Raw genomic sequence first — 16738 nt, 5'->3', positions numbered from 1 at the left:
ACGCGGGCCTTTGCTTTTGGGCTTCACCCCAACAAATAGCCCAGCAGCGGTTGCAGGACGATGTGGCAGCTGACCGAGGCGATCTCTGCGGCCACAAAGCCGTAGCGCCAATAGAGCAGCGCCCAGAGCACGCCGGGGTTGACATAGCGAATGATGTCATAAGCCAGGTGGCTGGTGCCCGTACCCCCAGGGCTGATCCACAATATGTTAATGGCGATGTTGATCGATTGCGCGAGGATGGCGGCGGCGAGCACCGCACCCAAAGCCAACTGCCCGTCGCGGCCGCGCCAGAACTGGGCGAGCAGCAGGACCAGCCCGGAGAATACAAAGAGCCGGTAGATGACGTTCTCATTGAAAGCCCGCGACATGAAGCTCAGCACGCGCGCCAGCAGATCGGTCTGGAACAATGCCAGATAGGTTGGCGTCAACTGACCGCGCCAGAGCACGCCGTCCAGCAGCGCAATGGCGATCGCCATGGCAATCGCGGCGCCCAAAGCAATCAAATGAGGAAACCGGGCCCCATGGGGGCGTAGCCTCAGTCCGGCACGCTGACCCATGACGCAGCCGGCGATTGCCAGTCCGGCCAACAGCGCCGCTCGTAGTAGCGGTGAGCCGAACGTCGCCGCCAGAAATGCCGGGTCAAACGGCAATAGCGCGGCAATGGGCATGCCGACGAAAAGGATGAAGCCCAGATGTGGCAGGGTCGCACGATCGATGGCGCTGGTCAGCCGCATCGGTTTTGCCGGCGCGCGGCTCAGGCGCGAGCGGATTTGAACAGGCGGGGAATTACCCTCGGGGTGGCGGCAGCATAGGCCGCGTATTCCGGGAAGGCCGCGCCGAGCACCTTCTCCTCATTGTGCATGCGGCGCAATTGCAGCGCCCATTGGATCGCGAGCACCAGCACTGAAAGCGGCGAGAAATTAAGCAGCACCACCGCGATCACCCCAATTTCTTCAGTGAGGTAAAGTGGATGCCGGACGATGGCGTAGGGACCTTGGGTGACCAGCCGACGAGCCTCCGCCATGATGCTGAAGGAGCGGCCAAGCCAGCGCACGACATAGATGGAGAGGCCAAATCCGACAATGGTCAGTACGGTGGCGACGACAGTGAACACCGGTGGCAGCTTGGCCGCCTCCGGCACCAGAGCCAGCACGCCGAGCAGGTAGGTGCCGGCCAGGGCGGTGATGCGTGGCTCGATGCCCTGCGCAGCCTTCACCGGGCGCAGCCGGAAGATGGTGATGCTGACCATGGTCAAAAGGAACAGCAGCACCACCAGCTGCGAGAACATCCAGAGCTGCTTTTGCTCGATGGCCACATCCTGCCAGTTGGCAATGGCCGAAAAGATCGTGCGGATCTTGCCGAATATGCCCAGGCCAAAAAATACGACGATACCGATCCGTCCCAGCAGGTCGCCGAACACGATCCAGCGCTGCTCTTCCTGTTCGTCCGCCATGATGGATTTCCGCATCGGGTTATTTTGCCGGGATGATAGTAAGCCAAGGTTAAGAAATCGCGTTTCCAACGCAGGCAAGGCGCTCTCGCCGGGAATAGCTGCCGAACATTTTTGACCGTCGGCATCTTGTGATCCCGCCAGAATGCACTAGTTATTGAGCGATCCAGAGGCAGGCTCCATGCAGACTTTCGCCCGCTTTGGTGTTGCAATTGGTTCACAACTTCTCTAGACAACGCATTTCCAGCCGTGCGGGTGAACTGCGCGGCCTTTGGTTTTGCACTAAAAAGCAAAAGAGTTGATTCGCTTATGGCCCGTACGAACCCGATTACGTTTTTTCAGCAGGTCCGCACGGAAGTTTCCAAGGTCACCTGGCCGAGCCGTCAGGAAGTCCTGATCTCGACCATCATGGTTCTGGTTTTGGTCACTGCAGCGAGCCTGTTCTTTCTGACCGCCGATACGCTGATCGCGTGGCTGGTGTCGTTGGTGCTGTCGATCCGCTAAGGCGGTTTATTACTATCAGGAGCGGCGACGCGGCATGGCCAAACGCTGGTATATCGTTCAGGCGTACTCGAATTTCGAGCGCAAGGTAAAAGAGGCGATCCTTGAAAAGGTTGCCCAGACCAAGCTTGAACATCTGTTTGAAGATGTGATCGTCCCGACCGAAAAGGTCGTCGAAGTACGTCGCGGCCGCAAGGTCGATGCCGAGCGCAAGTTTTTCCCCGGCTACGTGCTGGTCAAGATGGAAATGACCGACCAGGCGTTCCATCTGATCAAGAATACCCCGAAGGTGACTGGTTTCCTTGGCTCGGACAACAAGCCGATGCCAATCTCGGAAAAGGAAGCCATGGCCATTCTGCAGCAGGTGCAGGACGGCGTTGAGCATCCGAAGCCTTCGGTCAGCTTCGAAATCGGCGAAAGCGTCCGTGTCTCGGATGGTCCATTCGCCAGCTTCAACGGCATCGTTGAAGAAGTCGACGAAGAGCGCGCACGCCTCAAGGTCGAAGTTTCAATTTTCGGGCGTCCCACTCCGGTGGAGCTCGAATATGGTCAGGTCGAAAAGGTCTGACCAAACACTCAGCGTTTGCTGAGTGAAATCTGTGGGAGAGGGCGGTGCTGCCAAGCTACCGGCAAAACCTCGGACCACAGCGTCAAACGGTTCGCTGACAGCGGACAGAACTTAAACAAGGACGATTATGGCAAAGAAAATCGTTGGCTACGTAAAGCTGCAGGTTGCTGCCGGTTCGGCAACTCCCTCCCCACCGATCGGGCCCGCGCTCGGTCAGCGTGGTCTAAATATCATGGAATTCTGCAAGGCGTTCAATGCCGCCACGTCAGAAATGGAAAAGGGTTCGCCCATTCCAGTCGTGATCACCGCCTATGCCGACAAGAGCTTCACCTTCGAAATGAAGCAGCCGCCGGTCACCTTCTTCATCAAGAAGGCCGTTGGCCTGAAGTCGGGCAGCAAGCTGCCGGGCAAGGAATCCGCTGGTACGATCACGGTTGCTCAGCTCCGTGACATCGCCGCCAAGAAGATGAAGGATCTCAACGCCGACAATATCGACGCTGCGGTGTCGATGATTGCTGGCTCTGCCCGTTCCATGGGCATTCAGGTCGAGGGTTGATAGATGGCACATATCGGTAAGAAGCTGTCCAAGGCCCGCGAAGGCATCGACCGCAACAAGCTCTACAAGCTCGACGAGGCCGTGAAGATGGTCAAGTCGCGCGCTTCGGCCAAGTTCGATGAAACCATCGAAGTGGCAATGAACCTGGGTGTTGACCCACGTCACGCTGACCAGATGGTCCGCGGCGTGGTGAACCTGCCAAACGGCACCGGCAAGACGGTGCGCGTTGCCGTGTTCGCCAAGGACAACAAGGCAGACGAAGCCCGCAAGGCTGGCGCTGACATCGTTGGCGCCGAAGATCTGATGGAACAGGTTCTGGCTGGCAAGATCGATTTCGATCGTTGCATCGCCACGCCGGACATGATGCCGCTGGTCGGTCGTCTCGGCAAGATCCTCGGGCCACGCAACCTGATGCCGAACCCCAAGGTTGGCACGGTTACGCAGGACGTCGCTGGTGCCGTCAAGGCTGCCAAGGGCGGTGCTGTTGAATACCGCGTCGAAAAGGCCGGCATCATTCACGCCGGTATCGGCAAGGTGTCGTTCAGCCAGGAAGCTCTGATGCAGAACATCAAGGCGTTCACCGACGCCGTTCTGAAGTCCAAGCCAGCCGGCGCCAAGGGCACCTATGTCAAGCGCGTGTCCGTGTCGTCGACCATGGGCCCCGGCGTTCACGTCGAGCCGGCTTCGGCTCTGTAACGAATTAGCAGTTTCGGGCGGTTTCGGCCGCCCGAAACGTTAACGATCCGCTAGCGGATTGCTAACGAGAAGTCCTGTCCGAGACTGCCGGTGCGAACCAATTCGGGTTCGCTTAATGCCAGATCAGGCGCCAGCATAGATGGGGTGAAAACCGACAAGATTCCATGCCCGCAAGGGTAGGGCGCTTGCGGTTCGAACCAGGCCAGTTGCCCCTCGGGGCATCGGTTGACAGGCGTTAAACCGTTGTTCCTGCCCCCGTTCGCGGGATCGCAGGGCAGCAATTGGCAATGGTCCAGCTTTTCGAAGCTGGGCTCAATGTGGAGACTAGCAGTGGATAGAGCGGAAAAGCGTGAGCTTGTCGCATCGCTCCAGTCAGCCCTCGCGGGCGCTGGATCGATCGTCCTCGCGCAGAATGCCGGTCTTACCGTCGCCAACCTTGAATCGCTTCGTCGCGATATCAAGAAAGCTGGTGGACAGGTCAAGATCGCGAAAAACCGTCTTGCCAAGCTCGCTCTTAAAGAAACCGACAATGCAGACATGTCGGCCCTGTTTTCCGGGCCCGTCGTGATTGCATTCGCGGCCGACCCCATGACTGCGCCCAAGATTGCGGCAAAGTTTGCTGAAAAGAACGCGAAATACGTCGTTCTTGGTGGCGCCATGGGCAAGACCGCGCTTGACGCCAACAGCGTCAAGGCACTGTCGACCATGCCCTCGCTCGATGAACTTCGCGCAACGCTGGCCGGGATGCTCAAGCAGCCCGCAACGCGTATCGCGTCCGTCATCGTGGCACCGGCTGCCGGCATTGCCCGTCTGTTGGCCGCTCATGCGGAAAAGAGCAGCGAAGCAGCTTAACTATCGGCCCATTCGGGCATTCCACGGTTCAAACCGTAACAACCTGAACAAGAGAGATTTATCAAATGGCTGATCTCGCCAAAATCGTAGACGACCTGTCCGCCCTGACCGTCCTGGAAGCTTCCGAGCTGTCCAAGATGCTGGAAGAAAAGTGGGGCGTTTCTGCCGCCGCTCCTGCTGCTGCTGCCGGCCCTGCTGCCGCTGCTGCTGCTCCGGTCGAAGAAAAGACTGAATTTGACGTGATCCTCGCCTCTTTCGGCGAAAACAAGATCAACGTCATCAAGGAAGTCCGTGCCATCACCGGTCTGGGTCTGGGCGAAGCCAAGGCTCTGGTTGAAGCTGCCCCTAAGGCCATCAAGGAAGGCGTCAACAAGACCGAAGCCAACGACATCAAGACCAAGCTGGAAGCAGCTGGTGCCAAGGTCGAACTCAAGTAATCTTGAGCGCTACTATATTGCGAAATGGCGCGTTATGTGCCATTTCGCTCTTCTTCGTTTCATTGAAACGATTCGCCGGACCGATTGGATGGGTCGCAGGCGGCATTTGCGGAACATATGATAATTTCGATGTCTGAGGCACGCTAACGTCCACGGAACCTCATGGTTTTTGCCATGGGGTATTTAACGTTTGCGCGTCTTTTCTTCCCGCGCTCGGGGAAGGGCTAGGCATCGCAGAGCCTGAACTACTTGAATTTAAAGGGCAAATATCCCGAGACCCGACGGCTGATAGTCGGATTTTTGGATATTTGCCTCCGAGACAATCGCACAGCAACAGGAGCTTTTATGGCTACCACGTTCAACGGCCGCCGCAAGGTACGCAAAACTTTCGGCTCCATTCGCGAAGTCACGGAGATGCCCAACCTGATCGAAGTCCAGAAGGCTTCGTACGATCAGTTTCTTCTCGTTGACGAGCCCAAAGGCGGGCGCGGTGACGAAGGGCTTCAGTCCGTCTTCAAATCCGTTTTCCCGATCACCGACTTCTCGAACACGGCGTCGCTCGAATTCGTGCGCTACGAGTTCGAGGCACCCAAGTACGACATCGATGAGTGCCGTGCGCGCGACATCACGTTCGCTGCCCCGCTCAAGGTGACGCTGCGCCTGATCGTGTTCGAGGTGGATGAAGAAACCGGCGCCCGCTCGGTCAAGGACATCAAGGAGCAGGACGTCTATATGGGCGATATGCCCTTCATGACGATGAATGGCACTTTTATCGTCAATGGCACCGAGCGCGTCATCGTCTCGCAGATGCACCGTTCGCCTGGCGTGTTCTTTGATCACGACAAGGGCAAGACCCACTCGTCCGGCAAGCTGCTGTTTGCCGGCCGCATCATTCCGTACCGCGGTTCGTGGCTCGATATCGAATTCGACGCCAAGGACATCGTGTTCGCCCGTATCGATCGCCGCCGCAAGATTCCGGTGACCTCGCTGCTCAAGGCGCTTGGCATGGATGCCGAGGAAATCCTCCGCACCTATTACAACACCCTGAGCTACGAAAAGACCGAGACCGGCTGGCAGAAGCCGTACGACGCCGAAAAGATGAAGAATGCCAAGCCGACCCACGACCTGATCGACGCCAAGACCGGCAAGGTTGTGCATGAAGGCGGCAAGAAGATCTCCGCTCGCCAGGCCAAGAAGCTGGCCGAAGACGGCCTGACGCATCTGCTGGCCGTGGATGAAGACCTCTACGGCATGTATGTGGCCGAAGACCTGATTTCGATGAAGACTGGTGAAGTCTATGTCGAAGCCGGCGACGAGATCGACGAAAAGGTTCTGAAGAAGCTGGTCGACCTCGGCTTTGATGAACTGCCGATCCTCGACATCGATCACATCACCATCGGCGCCTATATCCGCAACACCCTGGCCGTGGACAAGAACGAAAGCCGCGAAGACGCGCTGTTCGACATCTACCGCGTCATGCGCCCGGGCGAACCACCAACTGTGGACACCGCCGAAGCCATGTTCAACTCGCTGTTCTTTGACAGCGAGCGCTATGACCTGTCCGCCGTTGGTCGCGTCAAGATGAACATGCGCCTCGAGCTGACCGCGGAAGACACCGTGCGCATCCTGCGCAAGGAAGACATCGTGGAAGTCGTGCGCACCCTGGTGGATCTGCGCGACGGCCGTGGCGAAATCGACGACATCGACAACCTCGGCAACCGCCGTGTGCGTTCGGTGGGCGAGCTGATGGAAAACTCCTATCGTCTCGGCCTGCTGCGCATGGAACGCGCCATCAAGGAACGCATGTCATCGGTCGAAATCGACACGGTGATGCCGCAGGACCTGATCAACGCCAAGCCGGCAGCGGCTGCGGTGCGTGAATTCTTCGGCTCCTCGCAGCTGTCCCAGTTCATGGATCAGACCAATCCACTTTCGGAAATCACCCACAAGCGTCGCCTGTCGGCGCTTGGGCCTGGTGGTCTGACCCGCGAACGTGCTGGCTTCGAAGTGCGCGACGTCCACCCGACCCATTACGGCCGTATCTGCCCGATCGAGACCCCGGAAGGTCCGAATATCGGGCTGATCAACTCACTGGCCACCTTCGCGCGCGTCAACAAGTACGGTTTCATCGAGACCCCGTACCGCAAGATCGTTGACGGCAAGATCACCAAGGACGTGGTCTATTTGTCGGCAATGGAAGAGGCCAAGCACTACGTTACCCAGGCCAACGCCAAGATCAATGACGCCGGCGAACTGGCCGACGAACTGGTGATCGCCCGCCATGCCGGCGATAACGGCCTGACTCCACGCGAAAACGTGGACTTGATGGACGTTTCGCCCAAGCAGATGGTGTCGGTTGCCGCCTCGCTGATCCCGTTCCTCGAAAACGACGACGCCAACCGCGCCCTGATGGGTTCGAACATGCAGCGTCAGGCTGTGCCGCTGCTGCGCGCACATGCTCCGTTCGTGGGCACCGGCATGGAAGCTGTCGTGGCTCGTGACTCGGGCGCCGCTATCGTTGCCAAGCGCAAGGGTATCGTCGACCAGGTCGACGCGACCCGTATCGTTATCCGCGCCACCGAAGAAACCGACGCCTCCAAGTCCGGCGTCGATATCTACAACCTGATGAAGTTCCAGCGTTCGAACCAGTCGACCTGCATCAACCAGCGTCCGCTGGTGGTTGTTGGCGACCATGTCAACGCCGGCGATATCGTGGCGGACGGTCCTTCGACCGATCTGGGCGATCTCGCTCTGGGCCGCAACGTGCTCGTCGCGTTCATGCCCTGGAATGGCTACAACTTCGAAGACTCGATCCTGCTTAGCGAAAAGATCGCCATGCAGGACGTGTTCACCTCGATCCATATCGAGGAATATGAAGTGATGGCCCGCGACACCAAGCTTGGTCCTGAGGAAATCACCCGCGATATTCCGAACGTGTCGGAAGAAGCGCTGAAGAACCTCGACGAAGCCGGCATCGTGCATATCGGTGCGGAAGTGACCCCGGGCGACATTCTCGTCGGCAAGATCACGCCGAAGGGCGAAAGCCCGATGACGCCGGAAGAAAAGCTCCTCCGCGCCATCTTCGGTGAAAAGGCTTCGGACGTTCGCGATACCTCGCTGCGGGTTCCGCCGGGCGATGCTGGTACTGTTGTTGAAGTGCGCGTGTTCAATCGCCACGGCATCGACAAGGACGAGCGCGCCATGGCCATCGAACGCGAGGAAATCGAGCGTTTGGCCAAGGACCGTGACGACGAACAGTCGATCCTCGACCGCAACGTTTATGCGCGTCTCAAGGAAATGCTGTTCGGCAAGGCGGCAACGGCTGGCCCGAAGGGCTATGTCGTCGGCACCAAGCTCAATGACCAGATGTTCGAGGCCCAGCCCCGCTCCAAGTGGTGGCAATTCGCGGTCGAAGACGACAAGGTCATGACCGAGATGGAAGCACTTCATGCTCAGTATGAAGAAAGCCGCCGTCTGCTTGAGCAGCGCTTCATCGACAAGGTCGACAAGTTGCAGCGCGGTGACGAACTTCCGCCCGGCGTGATGAAGATGGTCAAGGTCTTTATCGCGACCAAGCGCAAGATCCAGCCGGGCGACAAGATGGCTGGCCGTCATGGCAACAAGGGCGTGGTCTCGCGCATCGTGCCGGTCGAAGACATGCCGTATCTCGAAGACGGCACTTCGGTCGATATCGTGCTCAACCCGCTCGGCGTGCCTTCGCGCATGAACGTGGGGCAGATCCTCGAGACTCACCTGGGCTGGGCTTGCGCCGGCATGGGCAAGAAGATCGACGAGATGCTGCGCATCTATCATGCCAAGGGCGACCTGAAGCCGCTCAAGGCTGAAGTGAAGCATCTGTTTGCCGGTGATGAGTCCATTACCGAACTCGACGACGACAGCATGATCCGTCTGGGCGAGCATCTGAGCAAGGGCGTGTCGATTGCGACGCCAGTGTTCGATGGCGCCAAGGAAGCCGACATCGTCGAGATGCTGGAACGGGCAGGGCTCAAGGGCTCCGGTCAGTCCACCGTCTATGACGGGCGCACGGGTGATCAGTTCGATCGTCAGGTGACGGTTGGGTATATTTATATGCTCAAGCTCGACCACCTGGTGGACAACAAGATCCATGCGCGCTCGATCGGTCCGTACTCCCTGGTTACTCAGCAGCCGCTGGGTGGCAAGGCACAGTTCGGCGGACAGCGTTTCGGCGAAATGGAAGTGTGGGCGCTCGAAGCATACGGCGCTGCGTACACCCTGCAGGAAATGCTGACGATCAAGTCGGACGACGTGGCTGGCCGCACCAAGGTTTACGAAGCCATCGTGCGTGGCGACGACACCTTCGAAGCGGGTATCCCGGAAAGCTTCAACGTTCTGGTCAAGGAAATTCGTTCCCTGGGCCTCAATGTCGAACTCGACATGCGCGAAATCGAAGAGCCCGAGGGCTCAGCGGAGCTCGCACCTCCTCAGGAAGCGGCGGAATAATCCGGCACTTCCTACCCCCATTCACTTCCGAAAGGGTCCGGGTTGCGGCCCGGACCTGACGGAAAGAGGAGAGACAAAAGTATGAATCATCATTCCCACGTCATGGACCCGTTCAACCCGGCCGTTCCGCTGCAGACGTTCGACCAGATGAAGATTTCCATCGCCAGCCCCGAGAAGATTCTCAGCTGGTCGTTTGGCGAGATCAAGAAGCCCGAAACCATCAACTATCGTACGTTCAAGCCCGAACGCGATGGCCTGTTCTGCGCGCGCATCTTTGGCCCTGTGAAGGACTATGAATGCCTGTGCGGCAAGTACAAGCGCATGAAGTTCAAGGGCGTGATCTGCGAAAAGTGCGGTGTGGAAGTCACCCTGAGCCGCGTTCGTCGCGAGCGCATGGGCCATATCGAACTGGCAGCACCTGTTGCGCACATCTGGTTCCTGAAGTCCCTGCCGTCGCGTATCGCGCTGCTGCTCGATATGACGCTCAAGGACATCGAGCGCATCCTGTACTTCGAAAACTATGTCGTTCTCGATCCAGGCCTGACCCCGTTCACTCAGCATGAGCTGATGACGGAAGAGCAGTTCCTCGACGCGCAGGACGAATACGGCGCTGACAGCTTCACTGCCAAGATCGGCGCTGAAGCCATCCGCGACATCCTGCTTGCCCTCGATCTCGAAAAGATCGCGGCCGAGTTGCGTGTTGAAATCGCTGAATCGACCACCGAGCTGAAGCCAAAGAAGCTGGCCAAACGCCTCAAGATCGTCGAGCAGTTCATCGTTTCGGGCAATAAGCCTGAATGGATGATTATGACCGTGATCCCGGTCATTCCGCCCGAACTGCGCCCGCTCGTCCCGCTGGACGGCGGCCGTTTCGCCACGTCCGACCTGAACGATCTCTATCGCCGCGTCATCAACCGCAACAACCGTCTCAAGCGCCTGATCGAGCTGCGTGCTCCGGACATCATCATCCGCAACGAAAAGCGCATGCTGCAGGAAGCTGTGGACGCGCTGTTCGACAACGGCCGCCGCGGCCGCACCATTACCGGTGCCAACAAGCGTCCGCTGAAGTCGCTGTCCGACATGCTCAAGGGCAAGCAGGGCCGCTTCCGTCAGAACCTGCTCGGCAAGCGCGTCGACTATTCGGGTCGTTCGGTGATCACCGTGGGTCCGAACCTCAAGCTGCACCAGTGCGGGCTGCCCAAGAAGATGGCGCTCGAACTGTTCAAGCCCTTCATCTACAGCCGTCTTGAAGCGAAGGGTTTCTCTTCGACCGTCAAGCAGGCCAAGAAGCTGGTCGAGAAGGAAAAGCCCGAGGTTTGGGATATCCTGGACGAAGTTATCCGTGAGCACCCGGTTCTGCTGAACCGCGCGCCGACGCTACACCGTCTTGGCATCCAGGCGTTCGAGCCGATCCTGATCGAAGGCAAGGCAATCCAGCTGCATCCGCTCGTCTGCTCGGCTTTCAACGCCGACTTCGACGGTGACCAGATGGCCGTACACGTTCCGCTGTCGCTCGAAGCACAGCTGGAAGCACGCGTGCTGATGATGTCGACCAACAACATCCTGCACCCTGCCAACGGCCAGCCGATCATCGTGCCGAGCCAGGACATTGTGCTGGGCCTCTACCACTTGTCGCTGATGAACGAAAACGAGCCCGGTCAGGGCATGGCTTTCGCGTCGATGGGCGAGCTTGAGCACGCGCTGGAAAACGGCGTCGTGACCATGCACACCAAGATCAAGGGTCGCGTTCAGACCTTTGACGCCGCTGGCAAGATGATCACCGAGATCGTCGAAACCACGCCAGGCCGTATGATCATCGGCCAGATCCTGCCCAAGCATCCGGCTGTGCCGTACGCAACGGCGAACCAACTGATGACCAAGAAGATGATCTCCAAGATGATCGACACGGTTTACCGTGGCTGCGGTCAGAAAGAGACCGTGATCTTCTGCGACCGCGTGATGCAGCTCGGGTTCACCCATGCGTGCAAGGCCGGTATCTCGTTCGGCAAGGATGACATGGTTATCCCGCCGTCCAAGTACACCATCGTCGAAGCCGCGCGTAAGCAGGTCGAAGAGTTCGAACAGCAGTACAATGACGGCCTGATCACTCAGGGCGAAAAGTACAACAAGGTGGTCGACGCTTGGGCCAAGTGCGGCGACAAGGTTGCCGAAGAGATGATGGACGCAATCCGCAAGGTCCAGATCGACAAGGAAACCGGACGGCAAAAGCCGATCAACTCGGTTTACATGATGAGCCACTCCGGTGCGCGTGGTTCACCAGCGCAGATGAAGCAGCTTGCCGGCATGCGCGGCCTGATGGCCCGTCCTGACGGCTCGATCATTGAAACGCCGATCACTGCGAACTTCAAGGAAGGTCTGACCGTTCTTGAATACTTCAACTCCACCCACGGTGCCCGTAAGGGTCTGGCGGATACGGCGCTGAAGACCGCGAACTCGGGTTACCTGACCCGTCGTCTCGTTGACGTGGCCCAGGACGCCATCATTGTCGCAACCGATTGCGGCACTGAGCGTGGCCTGACCATGGAGCCGATCGTCGATGCCGGCCAGATCGTAGCTTCGATCGGCCAGCGCGTGCTGGGCCGTACCGCCGCAGATGATATCAATCATCCGCTGACGGGCGACCTGATCGCTGCCAAGGGCACACTGCTCGAAGAAAAGCATGTCGACGTTATCGAAGACGCGCGCATCCAGTCGATCCGTATCCGTTCGCCTTTGACCTGCGACATGCGCCAGGGAACTTGCGCGGCCTGCTACGGCCGTGACCTTGCACGCGGTACGCCAGTCAACATGGGTGAAGCTGTCGGCGTTATCGCCGCACAGTCGATCGGTGAACCGGGCACTCAACTCACCATGCGCACGTTCCACATTGGTGGCACGGCGCAGGTGGTCGATAGCTCGTTCCTCGAATCCGGCGCTGAAGGCAAGGTAACGATCCGCAATCCGAACGTTGCCAAGGTGCCCGGTGGGCAGCTTGTCGTGATGGCTCGTAACGTGTCGCTGGCTATCCTTGACACCGACGGCAAGGAACGGACCACCCACAAGGTGACCTACGGCTCCAAGCTGCTGATCAAGGAAGGCGATATGGTTCGCCGTGGCCAGCGTCTGGCTGAATGGGACCCCTACACCCGTCCGATCCTGGCTGAAGTTGACGGCGAAGTGCAGTTCGAAGATCTGGTTGATGGCACCTCGGTGGCAGAAAACACCGACGAGGCGACAGGCTTTACCAAGCGCGTTGTTATCGATTGGCGCACCAACCAGCGCGGGGATGGCCTCAAGCCAGCCCTGGCGATTGCCCGCAGCGGTGCTGTGGTCAAGGTCGATCGCGGTGGCGAAGCGCGCTATCTGCTGTCGGTGGATGCAGTGCTCAACGTCGAACCAGGCCAGAAGGTCTCGCCGGGTGACGTGTTGGCGCGTATCCCGCTGGAAAGCGCCAAGACCAAGGACATCACCGGCGGTCTGCCGCGTGTGGCCGAACTGTTCGAAGCCCGTCGTCCGAAGGATCACGCGATCATCGCCGAGATCGATGGCATCATCGGTTTCGGGCGCGACTACAAGAACAAGCGTCGCGTGATCATCAAGCCGCACAACGACGGTGAAGAGTCGGTCGAGTACCTGATCCCGAAGGGCAAGCCATTCCATCTCCAGGAAGGCGACACCATCGAGAAGGGCGAATACATCCTCGACGGCAATCCTGCGCCGCATGACATTCTGGCCATCAAGGGCGTGGAAGAGCTTGCTCGTTACCTCGTCAATGAAATCCAGGAAGTCTATCGCCTGCAGGGCGTGCTGATTAACGACAAGCACATCGAAGTCATTGTGCGTCAGATGCTGCAGAAGGTCGAAATCGTCGATCCAGGTGACTCGGGCCTGCTCAAGGACGAGCAACTCGACAAGCTGGACTTTGACGAACTCAACGATAGCCTGGTTGCCGACGGCAAGAAGCCGGCGACTGCCAACCCGGTGCTGCTCGGCATCACCAAGGCTTCGCTGCAGACCCGTTCGTTCATCTCTGCCGCATCGTTCCAGGAAACGACGCGCGTTCTCACCGAAGCCGCGGTTTCGGGCAAAGCCGACTTGCTCGAAGGCCTCAAGGAGAACGTCATCGTTGGTCGCCTGATCCCGGCCGGTACCGGCGCGGGCATCACCTCGGCCAAGTTGATCGCCACCAAGCGTGACGATCTGATCCTTGACGAACGCCGCCGCCAGGCCTCGACGCAGGCAATTGCCGCGCCGAAGTCGCGCCCGGTGCCTGTGGCAGAAGAAACCCCGGCTGAGTAAGCCGAGCGGATTTTGAAATAGGAAAGGGGGCCTTCGGGTCCCCTTTTTGTTTGAACAAATCCAAGGAGAAAGCCATGAGCGCCAAACTATGGACCGACGTTGACGCCTATGTCGTCGACAAGCTGATGCCGGCGGATGCCGTGATGGAAGCGTCATTGAGGGCAAACGCGGCCGGAGGATTACCGGCCATCGATGTATCGCCAGCACAGGGGAAGCTGCTGCACCTGCTTGTGCGGATGAGTGGAGCCAGGCGTGTGCTGGAGATCGGCACGCTCGGCGGCTACTCGACCATCTGGATGGCCCGGGCTTTGCCGGCCAATGGTGAACTGGTGACGCTCGAATTCGAGCCGGTCCATGCAGCCGTTGCCAAGGGCAATATCGAGACAGCGGGCCTCAGCGGCAAGGTCGATATCCGCGTCGGCAAAGCCGCGGACCTGTTGCCGGTGTTGGCGGCGGAGAACCAGACCCCGTTCGATTTCATTTTCATCGACGCCGACAAGCCCAGCAACCCGATCTATCTCGACTGGGCGCTTAAGCTGTCGCGGCCGGGCACCGTGATTGTGTGTGACAATGTCATTCGTGACGGGGCAGTGATCCGGGCCAATAGCGGCGACGCCAATGTCGATGGTGCCCGGTCAGCGTTTGATTTCTTCGCCAGCCATCCGCAGGTAACAGCGACCGCAATCCAGACCGTGGGAGCCAAAGGCTATGACGGCTTTGCGATTGGGATCCTGGGGTAGCCGACGACAGATCAGCATGACGCGCAAATAAAAAGGGACCGTACGGCCCCTTTTTGACGTTCGGAAGTCACGAAACAATCAAGCCTGCGGCGCTACGAGTTGCCCCGCTTCTGCCTCGGTCGGCAACCGACCTGCCGGGGTCAGCGTATTGACCGCCTCCGGTAAGGTCTTGGACAGCCGCTCCAGCAGTTCGGTGCGGCTCAAGCCGGTTTGACGGGTCAGTGCATCGATCGTCTCTGGCCCCAGCGTGCGTTCGAGCTCGCTGCTGTCGATCGGCTCGTTGGCGCCATCGCTGACCCAGCTCTGCGCCTTGGCGCCGTTGCCTGCCTGGTTAAAATGGTCGAGCAGTCCGCCCAATCCACCACTCAATACGCCGCCCAGCCCGCCGAGCATGCCGTCCAAACCGCTGTACTGCGGAACTCCGGCACCAGCGGGCGACTTACCGCTAGCACCGAGTATACCACCGAGCTTGTCTCGATTCTGGTAGCCTGCGACGGCCAGCAGGCCGAGCAGGGCGACCATTGAAGGCATTCCTCTAGACATGATCAATCTCCAGGAGTGGGGTCTTAGCGCCGGCGGGCGATAAGACCCCAGACGAACAGCACGATGATCGAACCGACAATCGCACCAATGAAACCGGCGCCTTCGCCTGGCTGGTACCAGCCGAGAGCCTGGCCTAGATAGGATGCGACGAATGCGCCGGCGATGCCGAGAATCGTGGTGAGAATGAAGCCGGAGGGCTCATTGCTGCCCGGCATGATGAACTTGGCGATGACGCCGGCGACGAATCCGATGATGATGGTCCAGATAATGCCCATGACGCTCTTCCTTGTGATAGGTGCTCATCAACGATTGACGGGGTAGGGGGTTCCCCAAGCCATTCGTTCAATTGTCAGATTGCCGATGAGTGCCAGTGGATACATGGGTGGACGCTTTGTCCGAAAACCGTCCTGTGGTCGCTTGAAGGGGCAATCCCTTAAGAATGCAAGAAAGCCCTGCATTTTCTTGGGAAAGAATCCTTGACGGGGCGAGTCATCCGATCTAAACAGCGCCTACCTTAGCGGTCGGTCGTGAATGTCGCTTCGGGTTCCTGCCATCTTGTGCGGGCATCCAGGACACTCAAACACATCGTGGGTAGATAGACGTAGCAAATCCTTGTGCGCATGAACGGTGTCCTTCGGGGCAGCGGTCCGCTGCAATTAAGGCGCCGCCGTTCCCGTAAAGGGCCACGAGCGAGCGCCGTTTTGGTTTGTTATGTTGCGATCGAAACGATTTTGGACGATGGAAAGAGCTCAATGCCCACCATTAATCAGCTGATCCGCAAGCCACGCGCCAGCAAGCCAAAGCGGAACAAAGTTCCGGCAATGGAAGCCAACCCGCAGAAGCGCGGCGTTTGCTCGCGTGTCTATACGACCACCCCGAAGAAGCCGAACTCGGCTCTGCGCAAAGTTGCCAAGGTTCGCCTGACCAACTCGCGTGAGGTGATCTCCTACATCCCCGGCGAGGGGCATAACCTGCAGGAGCACTCGGTGGTGCTGATCCGTGGCGGTCGCGTTCGCGATCTTCCCGGCGTTCGCTACCACGTATTGCGCGGCGTTCTGGATACACAGAGCGTCAAGGACCGTAAGCAGCGCCGTTCGAAGTACGGCGCGAAGCGTCCGAAGTAAGGAGATCTAGATATGTCCCGTCGTCACCGCGCAGAAAAACGCGACGTCATCCCTGATCCCAAGTTCGGCGATCTGGTCGTCACCAAGTTCATGAATTCGCTCATGAAGGACGGCAAGAAGTCGGCCGCTGAAGGTATTGTCTACGGCGCTTTCGACATCGTCGAAGCCAAGGTCAAGCAAGACCCGATCGTGGTGTTCCACACTGCGCTCGACAATATTCGCCCATCGGTTGAAGTGCGTTCGCGCCGCGTTGGCGGTGCCACGTACCAGGTTCCAGTTGAAGTCCGTACGGACCGTCAGCAGGCCCTCGCCATCCGCTGGCTGATCGACTCTGCCCGCAAGCGCGGCGAGAACACCATGCGTGAACGCCTCTCCGGCGAGCTGATGGATGCTCTCAATGGCCGCGGCCAGGCCGTGAAAAAGCGCGAAGATACGCACCGTATGGCTGACGCCAACCGTGCCTTCTCGCACTACCGCTGGTAGTTGGAGA

At 58.9% G+C, this 16738-nt stretch carries 15 protein-coding genes; 11 read left to right on the top strand and 4 right to left on the bottom strand.

Translation table 11 applies throughout. The features are described 5' to 3' along the window. Positions 1-23: 23 nt before the first annotated feature. Both ABIT12_RS13015 and ABIT12_RS13010 read right to left on the bottom strand, forming a co-directional pair. Positions 24-734, bottom strand: coding sequence for a hypothetical protein (locus ABIT12_RS13015; protein ID WP_348042702.1), 711 nt, complete (start codon positions 732-734; stop codon positions 24-26). A 20-nt stretch (positions 735-754) separates the two neighbouring features. Next, positions 755-1453, bottom strand: coding sequence for an isoprenylcysteine carboxylmethyltransferase family protein (locus ABIT12_RS13010; protein WP_348042701.1), 699 nt, complete (start codon positions 1451-1453; stop codon positions 755-757). A 306-nt stretch (positions 1454-1759) separates the two neighbouring features. Here ABIT12_RS13010 and secE point away from each other — a divergent pair, with 306 nt between their 5' ends. The 9 genes from secE to ABIT12_RS12965 all read left to right on the top strand — a co-directional run bounded on the left by secE (position 1760) and on the right by ABIT12_RS12965 (position 14581). Further along, positions 1760-1954 carry a preprotein translocase subunit SecE gene (gene secE / locus ABIT12_RS13005; protein WP_348042700.1) on the top strand — a complete coding sequence of 65 codons (195 nt, stop codon included), beginning with the start codon at positions 1760-1762 and terminating at the stop codon, positions 1952-1954. Positions 1955-1988: 34 nt separating this feature from the next. Beyond that, complete coding sequence (nusG, locus tag ABIT12_RS13000) at positions 1989-2519, top strand: transcription termination/antitermination protein NusG (protein ID WP_348042699.1); 531 nt, start codon at positions 1989-1991, stop codon at positions 2517-2519. Between the two features lie 127 nt (positions 2520-2646). Beyond that, positions 2647-3075, top strand: a complete 429-nt coding sequence (gene rplK, locus ABIT12_RS12995) for a 50S ribosomal protein L11 (protein WP_348042698.1) — start codon at positions 2647-2649, stop codon at positions 3073-3075. Positions 3076-3078: 3 nt separating this feature from the next. Further along, the gene (gene rplA, locus ABIT12_RS12990; RefSeq protein WP_348042697.1) at positions 3079-3771 is read left to right on the top strand and encodes a 50S ribosomal protein L1; all 693 of its coding nucleotides are present in this window, start codon (positions 3079-3081) and stop codon (positions 3769-3771) included. A gap of 330 nt (positions 3772-4101) precedes the next feature. Continuing rightward, entirely contained in the window at positions 4102-4623 is a 522-nt protein-coding gene (gene rplJ / locus ABIT12_RS12985; protein WP_348042696.1) for a 50S ribosomal protein L10, read from the top strand. 65 nt (positions 4624-4688) lie between these two features. Then, entirely contained in the window at positions 4689-5060 is a 372-nt protein-coding gene (rplL, locus tag ABIT12_RS12980; RefSeq protein WP_348042695.1) for a 50S ribosomal protein L7/L12, read from the top strand. A 345-nt stretch (positions 5061-5405) separates the two neighbouring features. After that, positions 5406-9542: a DNA-directed RNA polymerase subunit beta gene (gene rpoB, locus ABIT12_RS12975; protein WP_348042694.1), complete on the top strand. Its 4137-nt coding sequence runs from the start codon at positions 5406-5408 to the stop codon at positions 9540-9542. Positions 9543-9623: 81 nt separating this feature from the next. Next, complete coding sequence (gene rpoC / locus ABIT12_RS12970; protein WP_348042693.1) at positions 9624-13841, top strand: DNA-directed RNA polymerase subunit beta'; 4218 nt, start codon at positions 9624-9626, stop codon at positions 13839-13841. Positions 13842-13915: 74 nt separating this feature from the next. After that, positions 13916-14581: an O-methyltransferase gene (locus tag ABIT12_RS12965; RefSeq protein ID WP_348042692.1), complete on the top strand. Its 666-nt coding sequence runs from the start codon at positions 13916-13918 to the stop codon at positions 14579-14581. Positions 14582-14659: 78 nt separating this feature from the next. On the opposite strand, the gene ABIT12_RS12960 is transcribed toward ABIT12_RS12965, so the two are convergent. Further along, positions 14660-15124, bottom strand: a complete 465-nt coding sequence (locus tag ABIT12_RS12960) for a YidB family protein (RefSeq protein ID WP_348042691.1) — start codon at positions 15122-15124, stop codon at positions 14660-14662. 23 nt (positions 15125-15147) lie between these two features. Continuing rightward, complete coding sequence (locus ABIT12_RS12955; protein ID WP_348042690.1) at positions 15148-15399, bottom strand: GlsB/YeaQ/YmgE family stress response membrane protein; 252 nt, start codon at positions 15397-15399, stop codon at positions 15148-15150. 477 nt (positions 15400-15876) lie between these two features. Here ABIT12_RS12955 and rpsL point away from each other — a divergent pair, with 477 nt between their 5' ends. Next, complete coding sequence (rpsL, locus tag ABIT12_RS12950; protein WP_046136734.1) at positions 15877-16248, top strand: 30S ribosomal protein S12; 372 nt, start codon at positions 15877-15879, stop codon at positions 16246-16248. 12 nt (positions 16249-16260) lie between these two features. Beyond that, positions 16261-16731: a 30S ribosomal protein S7 gene (gene rpsG, locus ABIT12_RS12945; RefSeq protein ID WP_348042689.1), complete on the top strand. Its 471-nt coding sequence runs from the start codon at positions 16261-16263 to the stop codon at positions 16729-16731. Positions 16732-16738 lie beyond the last annotated feature (7 nt).

It is taken from the genome of Devosia sp. (assembly GCF_039927955.1).
GTDB lineage: Bacteria > Pseudomonadota > Alphaproteobacteria > Rhizobiales > Devosiaceae > Devosia.
Note: the sequence above shows the minus strand (reverse complement) of the source record. Positions and strands in the feature narration are given on the sequence as shown.

Bases quoted from the DNA above. Each gene is read 5' to 3' on its own strand.
- ABIT12_RS13015 (WP_348042702.1), bottom strand. From the start codon at position 734: ATGCGGCTGACCAGCGCCATCGATCGTGCGACCCTGCCACATCTGGGC.
- ABIT12_RS13010 (WP_348042701.1), bottom strand. From the start codon at position 1,453: ATGGCGGACGAACAGGAAGAGCAGCGCTGGATCGTGTTCGGCGACCTG.
- secE (WP_348042700.1), top strand. From the start codon at position 1,760: ATGGCCCGTACGAACCCGATTACGTTTTTTCAGCAGGTCCGCACGGAA.
- nusG (WP_348042699.1), top strand. From the start codon at position 1,989: ATGGCCAAACGCTGGTATATCGTTCAGGCGTACTCGAATTTCGAGCGC.
- rplK (WP_348042698.1), top strand. From the start codon at position 2,647: ATGGCAAAGAAAATCGTTGGCTACGTAAAGCTGCAGGTTGCTGCCGGT.
- rplA (WP_348042697.1), top strand. From the start codon at position 3,079: ATGGCACATATCGGTAAGAAGCTGTCCAAGGCCCGCGAAGGCATCGAC.
- rplL (WP_348042695.1), top strand. From the start codon at position 4,689: ATGGCTGATCTCGCCAAAATCGTAGACGACCTGTCCGCCCTGACCGTC.
- rpoB (WP_348042694.1), top strand. From the start codon at position 5,406: ATGGCTACCACGTTCAACGGCCGCCGCAAGGTACGCAAAACTTTCGGC.
- rpoC (WP_348042693.1), top strand. From the start codon at position 9,624: ATGAATCATCATTCCCACGTCATGGACCCGTTCAACCCGGCCGTTCCG.
- ABIT12_RS12965 (WP_348042692.1), top strand. From the start codon at position 13,916: ATGAGCGCCAAACTATGGACCGACGTTGACGCCTATGTCGTCGACAAG.
- ABIT12_RS12960 (WP_348042691.1), bottom strand. From the start codon at position 15,124: ATGTCTAGAGGAATGCCTTCAATGGTCGCCCTGCTCGGCCTGCTGGCC.
- ABIT12_RS12955 (WP_348042690.1), bottom strand. From the start codon at position 15,399: ATGGGCATTATCTGGACCATCATCATCGGATTCGTCGCCGGCGTCATC.
- rpsL (WP_046136734.1), top strand. From the start codon at position 15,877: ATGCCCACCATTAATCAGCTGATCCGCAAGCCACGCGCCAGCAAGCCA.
- rpsG (WP_348042689.1), top strand. From the start codon at position 16,261: ATGTCCCGTCGTCACCGCGCAGAAAAACGCGACGTCATCCCTGATCCC.